Here is a 21,877-nt window from a genome sequence, read left to right on the forward strand (position 1 = left end):
CGATCGTTGCTACCGGATGGAGTCCGAAGACCGTTCTGCCGCCGAAGCTCGATGGCTGAAACTCACCCGCGAGAGTTTGCCGGCGGTGGCGCGTACTCGCCGCTGGCCGGTCGAGGCGGATCATTGCTTCCAGCGCATCTTCCTCGACACTGCGTGCGACGGCGTGTGGTATGACCGCATACCGGGCCGCCCCGCGTATGCGCACGCCGACCGCGCGCTGCTGGATCGGGCCATCGCGCTGGCCGAAGCTGCGCTTGCGGATGAGGTGGACCTTGCCGTCCTGAACCGCCGTTCGCTGACTTGGCGGAGAAAACGAACGGTCCCGCTCAGCGGATCGTGACGATCACCTGGTCGGCGGCGCGACCGGCTGCGTCGACGAGCCGCAATCGGTGCCGGCCCGGAGGCGCGAAGAACAGCAGTTGCTGGGCGGCGGGGCCGAGGTCGCGGTTGTCGAGGAAGACGTGGTGCGCGCGAACGTCCCCGGTGGTCTCGATCGCGAGGCGTTGGCGGTCGGCGGGGATGTCGGGGTCGATCGCGTAGACGCTGCCCGAGGCGGGGTTGACGATCCGCGCGCGGCGCGCGGTGGCGGGGGCGGCGGCGATCAGCGACTGGCCGGTACCGCGGAGAAAATACTCGGTGCGGGGCTGCTCGATCGCGTCGGCAAATGCGATGCGGCGGCGCTCGACGCCGGCGGGCATGTGGGGGCCGCGTTCGTCGTCGCGTCCGAGCGCAAGCATGACGTCGCGCCACACCGGCGCCGCGCCGCTGGTGCCCGAGACCGCGCGCATCGGATCGCCCTCGACGTTCCCGACCCAGACGGCGACGGTGTAGCGGCGTGAGAACCCGACGCACCAATTGTCGCGCATGCCCTTCGAGGTGCCCGTCTTCACCGCGGTCCAGAACGGCAGGCGCAGTGCCGAATCTAGGCCGAAGGTCGCGGCGCGAGCGTTGGGGTCGGCCATCATGTCGGCGACGATCCACGCGGCGGCTGGCGTCGTGACAGGACGAGCGGCAACGTGAGGAGCAGCGGCGGTGAGCCGCAGCGGGGACCAGCGGCCGCCATTCGCAAGCGACCGGTACGCGTCGGCCTGTTCGAGCAGCGTAACCTCGGCGGATCCGAGTGCGAGGCTGAAGCCATAATAGTCGCCGTCCTCGACGAGGCCACGATAGCCCGTGTCCCAGAGTCGATCGCGAAACGGCTCGACCCCGACCAGCAGCAGCGTCCGCACCGCAGGCACGTTGAGCGATCCCGCCAGCGCACTGCGCACCGACACGCGCCCCTTGAACCCGCGATCGTAGTTCTGCGGTACGTACAGCCCCGACGCGGTATCGAGCTGCACCGGAGAATCGTCGAGCACCGACGCTGGGGTCAGATATCCGCGCTCGATCGCCTGCGCGTAGAGGAACGGTTTCAGCGTCGACCCGGCCTGGCGATAGGCGTTCGCGGCATCGACCGCCGGCGCGGTCGAGGCGCCGCCGATCCCGCCGACATAGGCGAGGACGTCGCCGCTGGCATTGTCGATCACCACCGCAGAACCGTCGCGCGCGCGCGATCCGCCGAGCCCGAGCAGCTGGCGACGCAGCGCGGCGGCAACGGTGCGCTGAAGCGCGGCATCGAGCGTGATCGTAATCCGCAGGCCGGGCTTGGTCAGCAGGCGATCGGCGAGATGCGGCGCGAGCCCCGGATCGAGCGCCAGCGTCCGCACCGGGCCGAGCATCGACGCGGCCTCGCTGGCGAACCGCGCGCAGTCCCCTGCGCCACCCAGGCGACATGCCCGCGCGGCGATGCGCGGTGCGGGTGCCTGCGGATCGGGCAACAGCGCGGTCAGCAGCAGCGCGTCGTCGCGTGCCATCGCCCCGGGAGTCTTGCCGAACAGCGACAGCGCCGCCGCGCCGATCCCCTGCGCCTCGCCGCGGAACGGCGCGAGGTTGATATACGCCTCGAGGATCTGGTCCTTGCTCCAGGTCATCTCCAGCGATCGGGCCGCGCGCATCTGGCGGAGCTTGTCGCGCCAGCCGCGTGCGCCGGGCATCGCCAGCGTCGACGACAGGAACGCGGCGACCTGCATCGAGAGCGTGCTGGCACCCCTGCCCCGCTCGCCCTTCGCGCGCGCGCCAATCGACCCGAGGATCGCCAGCCAGTCGACGCCGCCGTGGCTGCGGAAACGGGCGTCCTCCGCCGCGACGACGGTGGTGGGCACGACCGGGGCGATCTGGTCGAGCGGTACCCACGCCAGCCGACGCGCGGCGAAATTGACGCGCGCGCTGTCGATCAGCACGCCGTGGCGATCGTACAGCCACGCCTCCGACGGCTTCCACGCAGCGCGCACCTGCGCATAGCCCGGCAGCGGCGGCGGGAACGTCGCCCAGTCGAACCCGACCGCGGCCAGGATCAGCACCAGCAATCCGGCGAGCGCCGCGCGCTGCTTCATCGATCCGCGACGACCATCGTCTGGTTCGGCACGGCGGCGCGAATTGCGGGCGAATACATCGCCTCGACCCGGCTAGGCGGCATCTGGAACCGGCTGGCACCGTTGAGCCGCAGCGTGTACGTCACGGTGGTGGTCCCCTTGGGCAGCCAGGCGAAATAGGCGCGCCACGTATCGCGGCCACGTTCGACATAGCTCGGGCCGCCGCCCTCCCCATCTGCCGCGCCGCCTTGCTGGAGCAGCTGCGACTGGCCACCGAGGTCGCCGATCACCGTGGCCCCTGCCGGCACCGGATCGCTGATCGCGACCCAGTTGCGCTCGGCGGCCGCCTCGACCGACAGCGTCACGCGGAGCACGTCGCCCGTCGTCAGCCGCCCGGCGGTGCGCGCCTGCACGACGTCGACTTTCCGCGTCAGGCGATAGCCCGCGAACAGCGGCTGCCGCAGCGGTACCGCCGCGGAGATCGACACGGTCGCCCACGGCCCCGCCCCGCCGCTCTGCGCCAACCGCAGCGGTCCGGCGGCGGCGAGCGGGAACGACACCGTCCGCGCCGGTTCCGCCAGCGGCCAGCCGCGCGCGACGCTACGCCCTGCGTAAGACAGCATCGTCGTCCCCGTGACCGCCTGCGCCGGATATATCTGTGCGAACCGCCGTGCGGCGATCGCACCCCAGGCGTTGGCGGTGGTCGTGTCCCAATGCCCGCGCGACTGGCGCAGCGCGGTGCCGACCATCAGCCGCGGCGCATCGTCCTGCCACCCTGGCCGCCCGAGCACCGCCGCGGTCGCCTTGTTCGCCGCCTCGTCCGCCGACGACATCAGCCACCAGGACGCGTTGGCCGAGTCCGACAGATCGAGCCGCGTGCCCTCGAACACGAGGCGTGTGCGCAACACCGCTTCGGCCTGCGCCTTGGCCTCGGTCGACGCGCCGGGAATCGCGGTCAACGCGGTGATATAGTCGGCAAGGCTCGCGGTCGGCATCTCCGCGGGCGTCATCCCGATCTGGCCGAGCATCGCCGGGGTGGCCTCGCCCTGCCGCGCGAGCGCCGCCAGCGCCGCGACCTTGGTCAGGCGGACGTCGCCGTAATCCTCATGCCGCAAGCGCCCGTCGAGCACCGCCTTCATCGCCTCGATCATCCGCGCGCGCTGGACCGGCGGCAGCGCCAGGTTCGCCGCGCCCGTCATCGACAGGACATAGGCGGTCAGCGCCTCCGACCCCTGCAGGCTGTCGCCGGGGAAATACCGGAGCAGGCCGTCGGGTGCCTGATAGGTCGGGATTTCGCCCGCCAGCGCCGCCCAGCCCGCCATGTCGCCGAGCACGACGATCCGCGACAGCCGTTGTTCGAAACAGTTGAACGGATAGCGACTCATATAGTCGCGCACCCCGGCGAGCGACGGCGCCAGCGTATCGGCAAGGTGGATGTCGACGCTGCCACGACCCGGCAGCGCGCCCATCGGCGGCGCGATCGGGATCAGCGTAGTCTCCCCGACCTGCGCGAGCGTCGCCGCCCAGATCTCGGTCGGCACCGCCGGGATGACGTCCTGCGTCACCGTAACCTGATCGGCCGCACGGCCGTCGTTGCTGCTAGCTCGCACCGTCCAGCGCAGCGTATCGACCCCGGACGGCGCGGTGAGGTTCCACGCCACCGGTGCCGCACCACCCGCGGGAATGGTGACGGTGAGCGGCTTGCCCTGCGCGATCCGTGGGAAGACGTCGACGTTCGCGGTGACCGTCATTGCACGGTCCGATCCGTTGCGCAGCGTGAACCGCGCGCCGTAGAAATCGCCCGAACGGACCAGCGGCGGCATACCCGCATAGAGCGACAGGTCCTGCGCCGTGCGGATGTCGGTGCTGCCCGTGCCGAACGCCTGCGCGCCGTCGGTGGCGATCGCGACCAGCTTGAACGACGACAGCGCATCGGACAACGGCACGGACACGCGCGCACGCCCTTGCGCATCGAGCGGGACATGCCCCTTCCACAGCAGCACAGGCTGGAAATTCTCGCGGTTGAGCCCCGACAGGTCGCCGCCGCCACCGCCGCCACCTGCTTCGAGCGCCTTGCGGCCATAATGCCGTTTGCCGACGACCTGCATCTGCGCGGTCGCGGTCAGCACCGAGAGCGGGCGATCGCCCATCATCGCGTCGAGGATGTTCCAGCTGTCGTTGGGCGCGAGTTTCAGCAACGCCTGGTCGACCGCCGCGAACGCGACATCGGCCTCGCGCGCCGGACTGCCATCGGGCTTCCGCACCTGGATCGCGACGTTGGCCGTGCCCCGTGGCGCATAACGCTCACGATCCGCCTTGACCGCGACGGCGAGCGTATGGCCTTCCCAGCCGACCTTCACCTTGGCGATGCCGAGGCGGTAGGCGGGCTTGGCGAGATCGACCAGCGCGGTCGGTTCGGCGGCGTCCTCGGGCGTATCCGACAGCCCGAGCGTCCGCGCGATCCGGTGGACCCAGCTCCAGAACCCGCTCTCGACACGGCCGCGCACGACCAGCACCGAGACATAGACGTCGGGCGCATAGGCCGCGTCCATCGGCACCTCGATCACCGGGTCCTTGCCCGACAATTCGGTGACGAAGCTCGACAACACGCCCTCGCGCTCGACGCTGACCAAAGCGGTCGCCGAGCGGAACGGCATCCGTACCTGAAGCCGTGCGGTCTCGCCCGACGCATAGGTGAGTTTCTCGGGAACGACGTCCATCCGGTCGCCATTGTCGCCGCCGAACCACCAGTCGTCGTTCCCCGCGAGCCATACCGACTTCACCGCGCGCGCGACGTTGCCGTCGGCATCGGTGGTGGTGACGACCGCGTAGATCTCGCCCGACACGCCCGGATCCGCCTTGCACTGCGCAAGCCCCTGCGCGTCGGTGGTGGCGCTGCACGAGGCCGACAGCTTGGTCGTCCGCATCCGGTTGTCATACGCGTAGAACCCGCCGATCAGCCGCCGCCGCGCGGTCAGAATCTGGCGGCTGTAGAGCGCGACGGACAGCGTCTGCCCCTTGATTGGCTTACCGTCGGTATCCACCGCGACGAAGCGCAGGCGCAGATCGTCCGCGCGCATCATCCAGCCATCGGTAGCGACGCCAAGCTGCACGCCCGAGGCGTAAATCGGGATCGATTTCGAGGCGGTCAGCGTCTCGCCATTGGCATCGCGGTAATCCATCTCGACCTGCATATCGGTCGTGCCGGGGAGGGTCTGCGGCATGTCGACCGTCATCCGGCGCGTGCCGTCGCTGCCGAGCGTTGCGGGCAGCATCTGCGTCGGCGGCAACGGCGTCTTCGCATCCTCGCCCTCGCCGTCGAGCGGCTTGACGCCTTCGGTGATCGGTTCGCCGCCGAAGCTGAACTTGTCGTAGCCGACAGGCGTCGCACTGTGCGCGAACCAGCCGATGCGGACGTCGGCCGGCAGGCCGGGGGCACCGCCGCCCGAGAGATACCCTGCGAACAGGTCGAGCTGTGCGGTGCGCGGCTTGACGAGCGCGGTCTTCGGCCCGGTCACGCTCGCGCGCATCGTTGGCAGGCGATATTCGTCGACCTTGAACGACTGCGCGGATTCCTTGGTTTCGTCTCCAACCACGAAAACGAGGTCGTAATCCCCCATCGGCGCGCCCTTGGGCGCGGTCCAGACCGTCTCGCCGGTACCGTTCGCGCCGATCGTCACGGGCATTTCGAACTGCGTGTCTGAGCCGCGGTGCGACAGCCGAAGCGTGCCAGTAAAGCCCGGCGCCAACGAGAAGCCGCGCGCGTCGGGGCGACGCAGGATGTGCTTCATGTGGATCGTCTCGCCCTGGCGGACGAGCGCGCGATCGAACACGGTGTGGATGATGTCGGTCGCTGCCGAATAGCCATAGGACAGGTCGAAATCGAACGGCCGGATGCCCTCGCCCCAGTCGGTCAGCGTGAAGCTGAAATCGTCGCCGCTGCGTGCGGAGATCATCAGCGGATGCGACCCGCCCTCGCCCTTGCAGCTGCCATAGGTCTCGGGTTCGGGCAGGCCGCGCGCGACCATCAGCCCGCCGCTCTTGTCGGTCGCACCCCGCGCGAGCGGCTTGCCCGTGCAACTGTCGCTGACCTGCACCACCGTGTTCGCCACCGGCTTGCCCGTCGACAGCCGCGTCACCCAAGCGAGCGAGCGATCGCGACCCCATTCGAAATGCACGGCGAGGTCGGTGACCAGCGCGGCGCTCGCGACATAGCGCGGCACGTTGCGGCCGAGCAGCGCACGGCCCAGCGTCGGGCTGGCGAGTTCGACGACGTAGAAGCCGGGCTTGCCCAGCGGCAGGCCGACGACCTCGAAGTCCTTGCCCTTACCCGGCAGATCGAGCTTGAACGGATCGCCCGCCCCGCCGCTAGCCCCGCCGCCACCGCTCCCGAACAGCAGCGGTTTCTCGCCGGTATGGTTGATCTGGAGCGGTTCGGCCCCCTTGCGCTCGATCGTCTGATAGTCGGTCTTGCCCGCATCCTCGACGCGCCGCAGCCACGCGGCGATCTCGCCATCGGAGCCGCCCACGCGCAGCCGCTGGCCGCCGATGCCCGCGGTCTGGCCTTGCAGCGACGGCTCGACGTTGCGCACGGTGACGGGCAGCACGCCGCCCTGTTTCGCCTCGAGTATCCCGAAATCCGCCGCGAACTTGACGAGCGGCGGGGCCTCGTCGAACTTCACCTCGAGCGGAAAGCGTTCGCGGTTGGCGAGGATGCGACCGCTTTCGTCCTTGAGGTCGGCGGGGATCGCAACCGTCCCACGCGTCGCAAAGGGTAACGGTGTGGCAAACGTGACCTGCTCGATCGTCGCGCGGGTCTTCTCCTCGTCGCTGAACACGGGCGCGATCGACTTGCCATCGGCGAGCGTCAGCCGAACCTGCGTCGCCGCACTCATCGGGACGGGCGCGGAGAACCGCAGATAGGCCTTCTCGACCGGGCTGCAGCCCGCCGCGGTGTTGACGCGCGAGCATTCGAACCGTGCGGTGAAGGGTTTGCGGACGGTGAAGTCGAACCGCTGGTCGGCGCCGGCAAGCTTGCCTCCGGCGCTGGCGATGTTCACGCCCCAGACCAGCGCCATGTCGCGGCCCGGCGGCAGAGGACGGCGGCATTTCAGCGCGGTAATGCCGGCCAGCGCGCGCTGGCGCGATGCGGTATCGGCGGGGACCGTCTTGGGCAGCCCGGCGCTTTCGAGGAAATTGGTGACCGAGTAGTTGTTGCCCAACCCGGCGAGCAGCTTGCCCGGCAAGTCGGGCGCGAGCACGTCGACCGCGATCTTCTCGCCGATCCCGTCGACCGCGCAATACGCGTTGGCGGCGATCGACTCACGGGTCGCGAGCATGTTCGCGGCGACCAGGAACACCTGGTCCTCCTCGATATCACCCTCGCCGGGCAGCACCGCGCGGGCGATCGGACCGCCGGCATCGACGGTGAAGCTCTCCGCGTCGACGCCGTAGCCCGCAGCGCTCTTGAGGCCCTCGCGCGTCGCAAGCGTGCAGCGCGTTCCGCCCGGCAAGGGCTGCCCGAAGTCCCAGACATAGGTCTGCTGATCGACCCAGCGCCCCTCGCCCGGCACCGCGCACTCGACCTTCAGCGGCGAGGCGGCGCGGGGATCGCCGAGCGGGACGATCGCGTCGCTGAACCGCACGGTAAAGCGCGTGATCGCGCCATCCGAGATGTTGGGCGTGGCAAGCGTGACGTGCGGCGTATCGCCCCCGAACGCGGCAACCGGCGCGACGACGATCGCTAGCGCCGCCCACAGTCTTGCAAATCGCATGCCCGCTCTCCCCGCCAACAGAATAGGGGCCGGACGGCGCTAGTCCAGACTTAACCGGGCCACGGACGAGTAGCGCTAGGTAAACCTAGGTTTCATTTATCTAGTCTGACATGGATTAAACCATTAAGGTTTTGATTATAGAGGGGAACGTGAAAGGAATCGTGTGCGCGACCATCACGAAGAGGCTCGGCTGGACGCCCTGTACCAGCTGAAGTTGCTCGATACCCCGGCCAGCGAGGGATTCGATCGGATAACCCGGATGGCCAGCCAGATCTTCGGATTGCCGGTGGCTGCGGTGTCGCTGACGGATCGCGACCGGCAATGGTTCAAGTCGCGCGTCGGCGTCGAGCATCGCAGCATCCCGCGCGACAAGGCGCCCTGCGCACAGGTCGCCGAGTCGACCCAGCCGCTCGTCATCGAGGATTTCCAGGCCGACGCGTGTTACGCCGACAGCGTGCTGGGCCGCGCCGGAACGCGCTTCTATGCGGGCGCACCTTTGGTCACCAGCGATGGCTACGGCCTCGGATCGCTCTGTGTGTTGGGGACCGAACCGCGCAAGGCGACCGAGGCCGAGCTTGCCGCGCTGGTCGATCTGGCGGCGATGGTGATGGCGCAGATCGAGCTGCAGCACGCCTTCGGACGAATCGATCCGGTTACCGGCATGCCGACCCGGAATCAGTTCCGCGACGACCTGATGGATCTGGAGCGGGACCATCCGGGCGAGCACCGGTTCGCGGTGGTGGTCGACATGGCGCGCGAAGATCAGATCAGCCGGATCACGCGCGCGTTGGGTGTTGCCCGCGTCGACGATTTCATCCGGGAGGCGTCGCAGGCGCTGCGCGTGGCGCTGGGACCCGGTCGTGTTGCGTATCAGGTTGGCAGTGCGCAGTTCGCGTTCATATCACCGCCGGGTGTCGAGGAGCTGGCCTATGTTTCGCTGCTCCGGTCGAGCTTCGAGACGATGCATGCCACGTCGTCGGTACGCTTCGTCACGAACGTTGCGATCGGCGTCCGGTCGTTCGTCATCGGCAGCGTTTCGGCCGACGACGTGCTGAGGGGCGCGGCCAGCGCGGCACAGGACGCGCGCAACGCCGATGGCGCGATCGCACTGCATTCGCCCGCCAACGACATCGCCCACCGCCGCCAATACGGCCTGTTGCAGGATTTCGGTGCGGCACTCGAAGCCGGCGACCAGTTGCGACTGGTGTACCAGCCACGGATCGAGCTCGCGACGGGACGGTGCCTGGGCGCGGAGGCGTTGCTGCGCTGGCGGCACCCTCGACTGGGCGAGGTGTCGCCCGCCGAGTTCATTCCGATCATCGAGGAGACCTCGCTGGCGCGCGCGACGACGCAGTGGGTGATCGATGCGGCGATGGACCAGATGGCGGCCTGGAATCTCGCCGGGATCGCGCCGGTCCTGTCGGTCAACATCTCGGCCGCCAATCTCGGCGAGGCCGACCTGATCGACCGGATCCAGCTGGCGTTGTCCAAGCGCGATCTGCGGCCCGAGCGGCTGGAGATCGAGCTGACCGAAAGCGCCATCATGGATCAGCCCGACCAAGCGCTGGCGATGCTGCGCGAACTGGCGGAAGCGGGCATTTGCCTTGCCATCGACGATTTCGGGACGGGACACAGCAGCCTCGCCTATCTCCAGCGCTTGCCCGCGCGGATCGTGAAGATCGACCAGGCCTTCATGCGTAACCTCACCGAAGCGGCCGGGCCCGATTTCGTCCTCGTCGAGACGATGATCGGACTGGCGCACAAGCTCGGCTACCGCGTGGTGGCCGAGGGGATCGAGACCGCAGAGGCAGCCGCTATCCTGACGCAGCTCGGTTGCGAAGAGGCGCAGGGCTTCTGGTTCGCCCGCCCGATGGAAGCGACGCTGTTCGCGACCTGGCTTGTGGAACGCGAGCCGGAGGCCGAGCCCGAACGCGGCTGACCTTGCTGCCACGCCCGGTTTCGTTTCGGGTCCTCCGCGCAAGGAAGTCCCGCATTCACCGATTTCTCTGGGCTTGCGGACGAATTTGCCGATATCGTTCGCACGGGGACTATCGGGGGGCCAAATTGTGCGAAGTATAGTGGTTGCGGCGGTGTCGCTGGGGTGCATGGCGACGTCTGCGGCGCAGGCCGGCGACCTTCCCTTGTATCAGGCCGCGCCCAGCTGGGTCATTCCGGCCGTGCTGCCGGACGCGGCGAAGACGGGTGCAGATACGCCGGCGCTGGTGATCTTCGATACGCAGCAACGGATCGAGGACGGGCGGCTGTGGTCCTACTTGGATGTCGCGTCGCACATCACGTCGCCGGAGATGCTGGCGCAGGCGACGTCGCTCGCCTTGCCCTGGGCGCCGGACAAGGGCGACATCATCGTCCACGAACTGGCGATCTGGCGCGGTAGCCAGCGGATCGACCTGCTGGCGAACGGACAAAAGTTCACCGTTCTGCGGCGCGAACAGGCGCTCGAACAGCGCGAATTGACCGGTATCCTGACGGCGACGCTGGCGGTCGAAGGTCTTCAGGTCGGCGACATCCTGCGGCTGCGGGCGTCGACGACATCGAAAGACGCCGCGTTGGGCGGGCGCGTGCAGAACGTCGTTCCGATGATCGCCCTGCCCGCTCGGGTTGCCTTTGCCCGCGCGCGCATATCGTGGCCGACCGCGACGCCACCGCGCTGGAAGCTGGAGGCCGACGGCGTCAAGGCCGTGCCGATCCGCGACGGGCAATACACCGTGCTCGACCTCGCCCTGCCCGCGCCAAAGCCGGTCGAGATGCCGCAGGATGCGCCAAGTCGGTTCCGGCATCCGCCGATGATCGAATTCGCCACGTTCGCCGACTGGGCGGACGTCTCGAAGACCTTCGCACCGCTATATGGCTCGGAAGCCAACGCCATCGCGCCCGGCTCCCCGCTGAGGACCGAGGTCGACGCGATCATGAAGGCGGATGCGACGCCGATCGGCAGGGCCGAACGCGCGCTGGAACTCGTCCAGGACAAGATCCGCTACCTTGCCGTCGGGATGGACGGCGGGAACTATGTTCCGCAGAAACCCGCGCGGACGTGGGAGGTTCGCTACGGCGACTGCAAGGCGAAGACCGTACTGTTGCTGTCGATGCTGCGCGCGATGGGCATCGATGCCGAGCCGGTCCTCGCCGCCGTCGGATCGGGAGACTTCGTGGCCGAGAGGCTGCCGAGCGCGGCGGCTTTCAACCACGTCTTCGTGAAGGCGACGATTGGCGGCCAGACACTTTGGCTCGATGGGACGGGCGCCGGTTCGAGGCTTGCGGATATCCACGACACGCCCGACGTCGGCTATGTCCTGCCGATCCGCGCCGACGGTGCCGCGCTGCTCAGGATCGCTACGCACGCGAATGCGCGTCCGGTGATCGACCTGATCGTCGAGGCGGACGAAACCGCCAGCGTCGACCTGCCCAGCGCATTCGAGGCGACGGCGATCGTTCACGGTCGACCGGCGGCGATGCTGACGATGGCCAAAACCCAGTTGGGCGAGAAGGAGCAGCGCCAGGCCGTCGGGCAGTTCCTGCAGGGCTTCCTGGGCGAGGGGCAATTCGTCGATACGTCGATCACGTCCGATCCGATCACCGGTGCGGTCACGCTGAAGGCACGCGGCGCGACGAGCACGATCTGGACGACCGACGACCGTCGCCGCAAGCGCGCGGTCGACAGGCTGATCGATCAGGTCAACTTCGATCCCGACCGCAGCAAGGCCACCTGGGCAGCCGTCCCCGTTCTGGTCAACCAGCCCGACGGCCTGCGCTATCGCTTGCGGTTGCGCCTTCCCGACGGTGGCCGGGCGTTCGCACTGGAGGGAGAGCCCGATCTCAAGGCGAACATCGCCGGGTATGACATCGTTCGCAGCGCCAGCTTGGCGAACGGTATGTTCACGCTCGACGAGCGGATCGACACGGTCGGCGGCGAGATCGCGGTTGCCCGCATTCCGGCGGAGCGCGATGCCCTGACGACAGCGAAGGCCCGTGCGCCACGTATCGTCGCCTCGGCCGACACGCGGCGTCGCTGGGACATCAACGCCAGCGACCCACCCGGTGCCACGCAACTGAGGGCGATCGAGGCGATCTTCGCGAAGTCGATCGCCGACGATCCCGACGAAGCCAGCGGCTATACCAGCCGCGCATCACTCAGAAGCGGCGTGGGGGATCGCCGCGGTGCCGTCGCCGACCTGACGCACGCGATCGCGATCGCCCCGACGATCGATCTCTATCTCCAACGCTCGACGGAGTCGCACGAGTTGGGCGACATGGCGGCGGCGCTTAAGGATGCGGAAGCAGCGCGTGCCCTGGATCCTTCGTCGCAACAGGCGATCGGCCAGCTCAGCGACCTGAAGGCCGAAGGTGGCGACATGCCCGGCGCGCTGGCGCTGCTGGATCAGCGCATCGCGCTGGGCGGCAGCATGCGCAACGCGTTTCGCGAAGCCAAGGCCGGTCTCCTCGGAGAATATGGCGACGTCACTGCAGCACTCGTGTTGTTCGACAGCCTGATCGCGGACAAGCCGGGTTCGCCATCGCTGATGAACGCACGGTGCTGGGCCAAGGGAACGCGCATGGTCATGATCGACAGCGCGTTGAAAGACTGTACCGGGGCGATCGAGTTGAGCACCGACACGAGTGGTCCGCTCGATAGCCGGGCGATGGTCTGGTATCGGCTCGGAAAGTACGAGCAGGCGCTGGCCGATCTCGACGCGGTGCTGGCGTCCACACCCAATCAGGCGGAAAGCCATTTCATGCGCGGAATCGTGTTGGCGAAATCGAACCGGCGACCTGAAGCGACGAAGGAGTTCGCGATTGCACGGCGGCTTCTACCGAGCGTCGACCGGCGGTATGCGCGCTACGGCATCAAGGCGGACTGATCATCGGTATCGGGTAGCCCTTAACGGCGCGCTCGGCCTATTTGTTGGCTGCGACGGTGAATGGTGCCGGGTCGCAGGGAGAAAACCGCTTGATGTCGGACGAGTATGCGCATGGCCGGCGAGATGGGTTGCGGCTGGCGCTGGCGATCTTGGCCGCTGAAGAAGCCAAATGGGCGGCGTTGCTGGGTGAGAGTGCATCCTGGCGGACCAACGCCACGCGTGAGGTGCGGCACAAGACGCTCCAGGTCGCACAAACGCGCGTCCAGACCGTGCTGAACCGGCTTTCTCCGAAGGACGACACCGCATCGAATGCGGAATTGTCCGCCGCGCTGGCGAAGATCGGGCTTTAGCCCGCCCCGCCCTCCGACGATGCGTCGACCAGATCGGTCAACTGAAGCGCATCACCCAGCGCCGCAGAGGCGGCCGTGTTGTCGAACATGCACCATGCCGCGCGCCCTGCTGCGCGGTCCTCGGCAATCAGGCGCGCATAGTCGCGTAGGCGGTCGAGCCCGTACGCGGTTCGGTACATGTCCGGCGATCCGTGCAGCCGGTAATACGTAAGCCCGCGCCAGCCACCCGGGCGTGCCGCCGCCGGGATGCGCGCGGGATCGGCAGCGACCCGCGCCACTTTCTGGGTCGCTAACAGGGTGTCGACATCGGGCTCGAACCAGCTGGCGTGGCGCGGTTCACACACGATGCTGGTGTCGGTTCGTTCGCCGACGTCCGCAAGAAAGCGGGTGACCGTCGCATGATCGAAGGCAAGGCTTGGCGGTAGTTGCAGGAGGAGGAGCGCAAGCTTGCCACCCAGGCCGGACACTTCGTCGAGAAAGCGATCAAGCGGCGCGGCGGCGTCGTGCAGGCGAAGATCGTGGCTGATCGACTTGGGTATCTTTGCCGTGAACCGAAAATCGTCGGGAACGCTTGCCGCCCATCGAGTCCAGGTCGATTGCCGGTGTGGCCGGTGGAAGGACGTGTTCACTTCGACCCCGTGCATCACGGCCGCGTAACGCTGTAGTGCGGTGCCGGTTTCGGGGAAGTTCGGCCGATCCGCGGCCGGTATGCTCCAGCCGGCGGTGCCGATCACGCAGCGCGGCTCTGTCACCGGGAAACGACCTTCGTGGAAGCACCACGGCAATCGCCCGGCATCCGTCCCCTGCCCCGCTGGTCATCGCGGCGAAGGAGACGGACGCCGGCGTCGATCATGCCGATTGGGGGATGATGCTGATCATCTCGTCCTCGCTGGGTTCCTTCGCCGGCTTGAGCTTGAGCGCCTGGTCCGGTTCGACATGGCGGCTTCGCGAAGCCGGTTCGAGCGTCACGGTCTCGCCGGTGTCGAGCGATCGCTCGATCGCGGCCAGGACACGCATGTCGAACAGGCCTTCCTCGCCGTCGGCTTCGGGATGAAGATCCTCGAGGATGCAGTTCGAGAAATACTGCGTCTCGTTGCCGAACTGTTCGACCGGATCGAAGCTGTGCGTCTTGCTGCCGGCGCTGGTCTTCTCGACATAGGTGATGCCGATCTTCGGCCCGAACATGAAGGCGGGCGACGCGTGGATGCTCGCCTTCGTGCCGACGAGCTGGAAGAACTCGGCCGATGCGGTGGCGTAGCTGACGCTGAACTGTGCGACGCGTTCGTCGGGGAAACGCAGCGTGACCGCCACGGTGTCGTGGAAGTTGAAGCCGCGCCCGGGGGTCCTGGTACCGATCGCGTGCACGGCGATGGGTTCCTGCCCGAACAGGTTGCGCACCGCGTTGAGCGGGTACGTCCCCATGTCCGGCACCGGACCGCCCCAGTAACCGTTGTGACCGCGCGAATTGGCCTCAGCGACATTCTGCGCGAATACCGAGACGAAGCTGCGCAACTCGCCGAACTCGCCGTCGCGAGCGCGGGTGATCATCTCGACCGTGCCCGGTTCGTTGTGGAGGCGATAGGCGATCATCAGCTTGGCGCCGCCCTTCTTCTGCGCGGCGATGATCTGTTCGGCTTCGGCGACGCTGGACGCCATCGGCTTTTCGAGCAGGACGTGGATGCCCGCTTCGAGCGCCGGAACCGCGTATTGCAGATGGAGAAAGTTCGGCGTCGCGACATAGACGGCGTCGATCTCGCCCGACTTGAGCAGTTCGTCATACTGTTCGTACGACCATGCCTTGATACCGTAGAGTTTGGCGAGGTTGTCCGCCTTGACCGGATCGCCCGTGACCAGCGCCGCGAGTTCCGAATTGTCGGTGCGACCGATGCCCGGCATGAACGCCTGCTGAGAGATCTGGCCACCGCCGACGACGGCATAGCGCACCTTCTTCTTGTGTCCGAACATATCGGTCCTTCGGTGTAGTTTGGGGATGCAGGGCGAACGACGGACGACCATGATCGTTGCATTCTTCGCGCGTTTGCCCCGTACGTCGGGATCCGCGACGCTGCGTTTCCGCAATCGCGCCGATCATACCGGACCGCATCGCGGTGCCGTTCGTTCGGCACGTGAACCTCTGAGGTAGACGAATCATGGACTACACCAAACTCGGCAGCACCGGCCTGGACGTTTCGCGGCTTTGCCTGGGCTGCATGACCTACGGCATTCCCGATCGCGGCAATCACGCATGGACGCTGAACGAGGAAACCAGTCGCCCGATCCTGCGCGCGGCGGTCGAGGCGGGGATCAACTTCTTCGACACCGCCAACGTCTATTCGGATGGCACGTCGGAGGAGATCGTCGGTCGTGCGCTCAAGGACTTCACGCGCCGCGACGAAGTGGTGATCGCCACCAAGGTGCACGGGCGGATGCGTCCGGGCCCGAACGGCGCCGGGCTCAGCCGGAAGGCGATCATGGCCGAGATCGATGCCAGTCTCTCGCGGCTCGGCACCGACTATGTCGATCTCTACCAGATCCACCGGTTCGATTACGACGTGCCGATCGAGGAAACGCTGGAGGCGCTGCATGACGTCGTGAAGGCAGGCAAGGCGCGGTATATTGGTGCGTCGTCGATGTTCGCATGGCAGTTCGCGACGATGCTGCACGTCAGCGAGGCGAATGACTGGACGCGGTTCGCGACGATGCAGGATTATCTGAACCTGCTGTACCGCGAGGAAGAGCGCGAGATGCTGCCGCTGTGCGACGCCGAAGGGGTCGGCGTGATCCCTTGGAGCCCGCTCGCCCGCGGACGCCTGACGCGCGACTGGGACGAGACCACTGGACGTTCGCAGACCGACGAGTTCGGCAAGACGCTGTACGCGCATACCGTCGAGGCAGACCGCAAGGTGGTGGAGACGGTCGCAACGATCGCCAAGGAACGCGACGTGCCGAGGGCACAGGTGGCGCTCGCATGGGTGCTGGCGAAACCGGAGGTATCCGCGCCGATCATCGGGGCGTCGAAGACTGCGCATCTCGACGATGCGATCGCGGCGCTCGAACTGGGCCTTACCGATCGCGAGATCGCGCGACTGGAGGAACCCTATGTCCCGCATGCGGTCGTCGGCTTTTCGTAAGCGATGCGCGGCCGACTACCGTTGAACTGGCCGCATCAAGTCCACCGAGCGTAACGAGCATATTCTGCCCGACGGACCGTCCGTCGCGGCACAGAGGACCGATATGACGAAACCGACACTGGCTGAGCGACCGGCTATCCTGGCCGCCAAGCGCCAGCTTAAAATGGCGCGCTCGACCCATGCCTATGTCAGGGGCAACACGGCCAAGTTCTATGAATGGCTCGACGAGTCACCCGCGTCGCGACGCGTTCCGCAGGGGCCGGCGATCTGGATCTGCGGCGACTGCCATCTCGGCAACCTCGGCCCGATCAACGATGGTGGCGGGCGGATCGCGATCCAGATCCGCGACCTCGACCAGGCGGTGATCGGCAACCCGGCGCACGACCTGATCCGGCTTGGCCTGTCGCTCGCGACCGCCGCGCGAGGCTCCGACCTGCCCGGCGTGACGACGGCGCACATGATCGAGGAGATGGTCACCGGCTATGCCAGCGCGATGGCGGATCCCGCGAGCAACGATGCCGGCCCCGAGCCCGAGGCGGTCCGCAGCGTCAAGCGTCGCGCGCTCGGACGCCGCTGGCGGCACCTCGCCAAGGAGCGGTTCGCGACGCAGGAGCCGATGATCCCGCTCGGCGACAAGTTCTGGCCGCTGGAGCAATCCGAACGCGATGCGCTCGCCGAACTGGTCACCGAGCCGGAGGTCGCGGCGCTGGTTCTCTCGCTCGACGCGAAGGACCGGAACCGGACCGTCCGGCTGGTCGACGCCGCTTACTGGATGAAGGGATGCAGTTCGCTCGGGCTGTTGCGGTTTGCGGCCCTGGTCGGGTTGAAGAACGCGAAGGGGCGATCGGATTATGCGCTGATCGACCTGAAGGAAGCGACGACACCGATCGCGCCTGCCGCGAAGGGTGCGAAGATGCCGACCGACCAGGCGGCTCGCGTCGTCGAGGCTGCACGCGCGCTGTCTCCTCACCTCGGTAGCCGGATGGTCGCCGCGCGTGCGCTCGATCGGTCGCTGTTCGTTCGCGAATTGTCGCCGCAGGACCTGAAGCTCGAGGTCGAGCAGTTCAGCGCGGGACAGGCCGTCAAGGCGGCGCGGTATCTCGCCTTCGTCGTCGGCAAGGCGCACGCGCGTCAGATGGACACGGACACGCGTCACGAATGGGCAAGCGTGCTCGATGCGGACCGTCGCGGCGCGATCGATGCGCCGAACTGGCTGTGGGAAAGCGTCGTGTCCTTGGCGGGAAGCCATGAGGCGGGGTATCTGGAACATTGCCGCCAGTACGCAATGCGGGCGTGATCCGAGGTAGGGCTACGCCCGCCGCGAAGTACTCCGAGTGCTGCGTGCTTTACATGACCGATCCAGCTGTCACACTGATCGGTGAACTCGGGCGCGTGCGCCGTATTGGAGCATTCGACCATGGAATGTATCGACCGGCGTACGGCCCTTGCTGGTATCGGTGCGGCGATCGGGTGTGCCGCCCTGCCCGTCTCTGCACGTCCCGCGCCGGACGACGTGTTCCTGCTCAGCTATTTCACCGACAAGGATGAGGGTCGCGAGGGGCTCAAGCTCGCCCGCAGCGACGATGGGTATGTCTTTCGCGCGCTGGGCAATGGTCGTGGCTTCCTGATGCCGATGGTCGGCGAGAACAGGCTGATGCGCGATCCCAACCTGGTGCAGGGACCGAACGGGCTCTGGCATCTCGTCTGGACGAGCGACTGGTTCAGCCCCGTCATAGGTCACGCCACGTCGCGCGACCTGATGCACTGGTCGCAGCAACAGACCATTCCGGTGATGAAAGGATTTGTCGGCGTCCGCAACAGCTGGGCGCCCGAGGCGATCTACGATCGCGCGCGGGGCGACTTCGTCCTCATGTGGTCGAGCAGCATCGACGGCCGTTTCGGGGCGACTGCGGGCGAAAAGTTCGCGGGGATCAAGCTGCGTCCTTATTATACGCGTACCAGGGATTTCCGTACGTTCACGCCGACCAAGTTGTTGTTCGATCCCGGTACCGACTCGATCGACTTCACGTGGCTGAAGCTGGCCGACGGCGGATTGCGGCTGATCTACAAGGACGAGACGCACGACACGGAAACGCGGCGGTGGCTGGTGAGCCGGTCCGCGGCCTCGCCGACCGGTCCGTTCGGGCCGGTCAGCGCGCCGTTCACCAAACCGATGACGGAGGGACCGACGGCGATACGGCTCGGCGACCGCTACATGGTCTATTACGACGTGTACGAGCAGCATCGCTTCGGCGGCGCATCGACCACGGACTTCGTCCACTGGACCGACGAAAGCGCGCGCATCCGGTTTCCCGAGAACGCGCGCCACGGCACTGTCGTTCGCGTACCTCGCGCGTTTGCCGACAGGATCGCGTGATGTCGGCGACTAGGCGCGATCAGAACGCGATCATCACCTTGCCGAGATGCCCGGCGCGTCGTCGAAGGCGAGGGCTCGATCGACGACCGGCGTGATCCCGTTCGCTACGATCGCGTCGAGCAGGTCCACGAACCTCGCGCGGCTGTCATTGGCGTACGTGCACCGATCCCCACGTAGCGGCGACGAAATTGACGGTATGATGCGGTGCTTGGACTGGCGTTCCTCGGCGCCGCGTCGGTCGGGAAGACCGCCTTCGCCAATCCCAGCAACGCGGCTGACGACACTACGCTACCGCGACGAGCGTGGCGGTGGTTTGAGTACTTCGGTTGCCCTGTCTATTTGCCGATCCTCCTGTGGTAGGACCCATGTGACGATTGGGGAACGGCAATGCGGACGATCATCATGACGGCGATGTTGCTGGCGCTGGGGTCGGGTACGACGTCGGTCGCTGCCGTCCGGATCGCCGACGCCGAAGTGCAAACCTCGCTGACGCACGGCAGGGTCGAGGGCCCGTTCGAGCTTCACTCCAAAGTCTATCCGGGCACGGCCAGGCGCTATTGGGTGTATGTGCCAGCAGGCTACGACCCGTCGAAGCCGCCCAATCTGCTGCTGTTCCAGGATGGCCAGCGCGCGGTCAATCCGGAAGGTTCGCTGAAGCTTCCCGCGGTTCTCGATACGTTGATTGAGCAGAAGGCCATTCCGCAGACGCTTGGCGTGTTCGTCACGCCGGGGAATGTCTCCGTCCGGTATCCTGATACGCTCGGCATGCAGAACCCGGACCATCGGCCGGAGGAGTATGACGCGCTTTCCGACGCCTATGCCCGGATGACGCTGGACGAATTGCTGCCCGCCGTGGCGCGGCGATGGCGGTTCTCCGCGGATCCGAAGCGGCGCGCGATCGGCGGCACGTCGAGTGGTGCGATCGCCGCCTGGACCGTCGCATGGCGCCATCCGGACGCGTTCGGCAATGTGATAAGCTTCATCGGCAGCTATACCTCGATCGGCCTGAAACTCGGTCCGGACGGAACGCCGCTGGCCTATGGCGGGGATACCTATCCTGGCCTGATCCGGAAGAGCGCGATCCGCCCCTTGCGCGTCTTTCTTCAGGACGGACGCAACGACCTGGATAACGAGCACGGCAATTGGTTTCTCGCGAACCAGCAGATGCTGAAAGCGCTCGAATGGGCCAATGCGCATGCGGACGCGGAAAAGCACGCAGGGCCGCGGTACGACATCAACCATGCCTGGACCGAGGGTACGCATTCAGACGCCGATGGCGGATCGATCCTGCCGGACGTACTGCGCTGGATCTGGCGGGATCAGCAACCCGGCCGGTGACCCGCGGATCTGGTTGGGGCCGTACTCCACCGCAACCGCCCGCGTCTCGCTTTCGACATTGACGCAGTGCAGCATCGCACCTACCAGCCCGCGCTCACAAGATGCTTGCCTACAAGGCGCAGTTTAGCTCAGCGCTGGAGGCGCCGCGTGACCATGATCATGACCTTTGCCGATCTCTCCCTGGCGCCGTTTTTGCTGCAGGCGCTAGCTGAGGAAGGCTATGCCCACCCCACCCCGATCCAGGCGCAGTCGATCCCGATGCTGCTGCAGGGGCGCGACATGCTCGGCATGGCGCAGACCGGCACGGGCAAGACCGCCGCCTTCGCGCTGCCGTTGCTCCACCGCCTCGCTGCCGACCCCCGCCCCGCACCCAAGGGCGGCGCGCGCATCCTGGTACTCGCGCCGACGCGTGAACTCGTGTCGCAGATCGCCGCCGGGTTCGAGAGCTTCGGTCGTCATCTGAAGCCGAGCGTGATGACGATCTTCGGCGGCGTCAGCCAGTTCCATCAGGTCAAGGCGCTCGAAGCCGGGGTCGACATCATCGTCGCCGCACCGGGGCGCTTGCTCGATCTGGTCGATCAGGGGCTCTGCGACCTGTCGCAGCTCGAGGCGCTGGTGCTCGACGAAGCCGACCAGATGCTCGACATGGGCTTTGCCAAGCCGATCGAGCGGCTCGTCGCGACGCTGCCGAAGGATCGTCACACGTTGCTGTTCTCGGCGACCATGCCGAAGTCGATCGCCGCGCTGGCCGAGAGCCTGCTGCGCGATCCAGCGAAGGTCGAGATCGCCCCGCCGTCGACCACCGTCGACCGGATCGACCAGTCGGTGATGTTCCTCGATGCGACCGACAAGAAAGCGGCGCTGCTGGCGTTGCTGAAGACCCCGGACATGGGGCAGGCAGTCGTCTTCACGTTGCAGAAGAACATCGCTAACGACGTCTGCGCGTTCATCGGCGAGGCCGGCATCACCGCCGAGGCGCTCCACGGCAACAAGTCGCAGGGCCAGCGCGAGCGTGCGCTCGACGCCTTCCGCGCCGGTACCGTCCAGGTGCTCGTCGCGACCGATATCGCCGCGCGCGGGATCGACGTCGACACCGTGACGCACGTGTTCAACCACGACCTGCCCAGCCTCCCGGAGAGCTATGTCCACCGGATCGGCCGCACCGGTCGCGCCGGTCGCAGCGGGTTTGCGATCACGCTGTGCGATGCCGAGCAGCGAGCCTGGCTGCACGACGTCGAGCGCGAGATCGGTCGGACCCTGACCGTCCAGGACGACCACGAATGGCACTGCGAAGTGGCGCGCCATTCGACCAAGCGCGCGCCCGTGCTGGGTGGCGGCCCGGTCAAGCAGGTCAAGCCGGCGAAGGCACCGCGCGAGCGGAAGGTGTGGACCGAGGAAGAGAAGCTCGCCGCACGGATGGCCGCGAAGGCCGCCTGATAGCGCTGCGCCGTTCGACGAGGATGCGATGCCCCTCGTCGAACGGCGGGACGGTCGCGAGACAGGGGTCACGCATTCGCGACCTGTCCGACGCGACAATATAGTGTGGCCAACCCCGCCATGACTGGAAGGTCTGATGCGGGCCTCCAATGCCCATCGGGCAGTTTTTCGCTGCACTGCGG

13 protein-coding genes are annotated in these 21,877 nt (G+C 67.1%); 9 read left to right on the forward strand and 4 right to left on the reverse strand.

Features of this window, described 5'->3' with window-relative positions; genetic code table 11:
- Positions 1 to 85 precede the first annotated feature (85 nt).
- Entirely contained in the window at positions 86 to 340 is a 255-nt protein-coding gene (locus tag ASE82_RS03970; RefSeq protein WP_235524525.1) for a GCN5-related N-acetyltransferase, read from the forward strand.
- Here the strand turns inward: ASE82_RS03970 and pbpC are convergent.
- Together pbpC and ASE82_RS03980 are read right to left on the reverse strand one after the other, a co-directional pair.
- Positions 327 to 2,432, reverse strand: a complete 2,106-nt coding sequence (gene pbpC, locus ASE82_RS03975) for a penicillin-binding protein 1C (protein WP_056059112.1) — start codon at positions 2,430 to 2,432, stop codon at positions 327 to 329. The two genes, ASE82_RS03970 and pbpC, sit on opposite strands and share 14 nt — an antisense overlap.
- A complete protein-coding gene (locus ASE82_RS03980) occupies positions 2,429 to 8,185 on the reverse strand; it encodes an alpha-2-macroglobulin family protein (RefSeq protein WP_056059115.1) in 5,757 nt (1,918 codons plus the stop codon). The genes pbpC and ASE82_RS03980 overlap by 4 nt, the downstream gene beginning before the upstream one ends.
- Before the next feature lie 163 nt (positions 8,186 to 8,348).
- On the opposite strand from ASE82_RS03980, the gene ASE82_RS03985 reads away from it, so the two are divergent.
- The 3 genes from ASE82_RS03985 (at position 8,349) to ASE82_RS03995 (ending at position 13,412) form a co-directional block, all read left to right on the forward strand.
- Positions 8,349 to 10,124, forward strand: coding sequence for a putative bifunctional diguanylate cyclase/phosphodiesterase (locus ASE82_RS03985; RefSeq protein WP_056059117.1), 1,776 nt, complete (start codon positions 8,349 to 8,351; stop codon positions 10,122 to 10,124).
- Positions 10,125 to 10,290: 166 nt separating this feature from the next.
- On the forward strand, positions 10,291 to 13,062 hold the full coding sequence (locus ASE82_RS03990; RefSeq protein ID WP_056059120.1) for a DUF3857 domain-containing protein: 2,772 nt from the start codon (positions 10,291 to 10,293) through the stop codon (positions 13,060 to 13,062).
- A 92-nt stretch (positions 13,063 to 13,154) separates the two neighbouring features.
- On the forward strand, positions 13,155 to 13,412 hold the full coding sequence (locus ASE82_RS03995) for a hypothetical protein (protein ID WP_056059124.1): 258 nt from the start codon (positions 13,155 to 13,157) through the stop codon (positions 13,410 to 13,412).
- Here the strand turns inward: ASE82_RS03995 and ASE82_RS04000 are convergent.
- Positions 13,409 to 14,164, reverse strand: coding sequence for a DUF72 domain-containing protein (locus ASE82_RS04000; RefSeq protein ID WP_056059128.1), 756 nt, complete (start codon positions 14,162 to 14,164; stop codon positions 13,409 to 13,411). The genes ASE82_RS03995 and ASE82_RS04000 overlap by 4 nt on opposite strands.
- Before the next feature lie 97 nt (positions 14,165 to 14,261).
- Positions 14,262 to 15,377 carry a Gfo/Idh/MocA family protein gene (locus tag ASE82_RS04005; protein WP_056059132.1) on the reverse strand — a complete coding sequence of 372 codons (1,116 nt, stop codon included), beginning with the start codon at positions 15,375 to 15,377 and terminating at the stop codon, positions 14,262 to 14,264.
- Positions 15,378 to 15,562: 185 nt separating this feature from the next.
- On the opposite strand from ASE82_RS04005, the gene ASE82_RS04010 reads away from it, so the two are divergent.
- The 5 genes from ASE82_RS04010 (at position 15,563) to ASE82_RS04030 (ending at position 21,695) form a co-directional block, all read left to right on the forward strand.
- Complete coding sequence (locus tag ASE82_RS04010; protein ID WP_056059136.1) at positions 15,563 to 16,543, forward strand: aldo/keto reductase; 981 nt, start codon at positions 15,563 to 15,565, stop codon at positions 16,541 to 16,543.
- Positions 16,544 to 16,646: 103 nt separating this feature from the next.
- On the forward strand, positions 16,647 to 17,840 hold the full coding sequence (locus tag ASE82_RS04015) for a DUF2252 family protein (protein ID WP_056059139.1): 1,194 nt from the start codon (positions 16,647 to 16,649) through the stop codon (positions 17,838 to 17,840).
- A gap of 120 nt (positions 17,841 to 17,960) precedes the next feature.
- Positions 17,961 to 18,920, forward strand: a complete 960-nt coding sequence (locus tag ASE82_RS04020; protein WP_056059142.1) for a glycoside hydrolase family 43 protein — start codon at positions 17,961 to 17,963, stop codon at positions 18,918 to 18,920.
- 387 nt (positions 18,921 to 19,307) lie between these two features.
- Complete coding sequence (locus ASE82_RS04025) at positions 19,308 to 20,258, forward strand: alpha/beta hydrolase (RefSeq protein ID WP_156348737.1); 951 nt, start codon at positions 19,308 to 19,310, stop codon at positions 20,256 to 20,258.
- A gap of 153 nt (positions 20,259 to 20,411) precedes the next feature.
- Positions 20,412 to 21,695 carry a DEAD/DEAH box helicase gene (locus tag ASE82_RS04030; protein ID WP_056059144.1) on the forward strand — a complete coding sequence of 428 codons (1,284 nt, stop codon included), beginning with the start codon at positions 20,412 to 20,414 and terminating at the stop codon, positions 21,693 to 21,695.
- Positions 21,696 to 21,877 lie beyond the last annotated feature (182 nt).

The sequence above is a fragment of the Sphingomonas sp. Leaf230 genome (genome assembly GCF_001421745.1).
In the GTDB taxonomy this organism is placed as follows: domain Bacteria; phylum Pseudomonadota; class Alphaproteobacteria; order Sphingomonadales; family Sphingomonadaceae; genus Sphingomonas.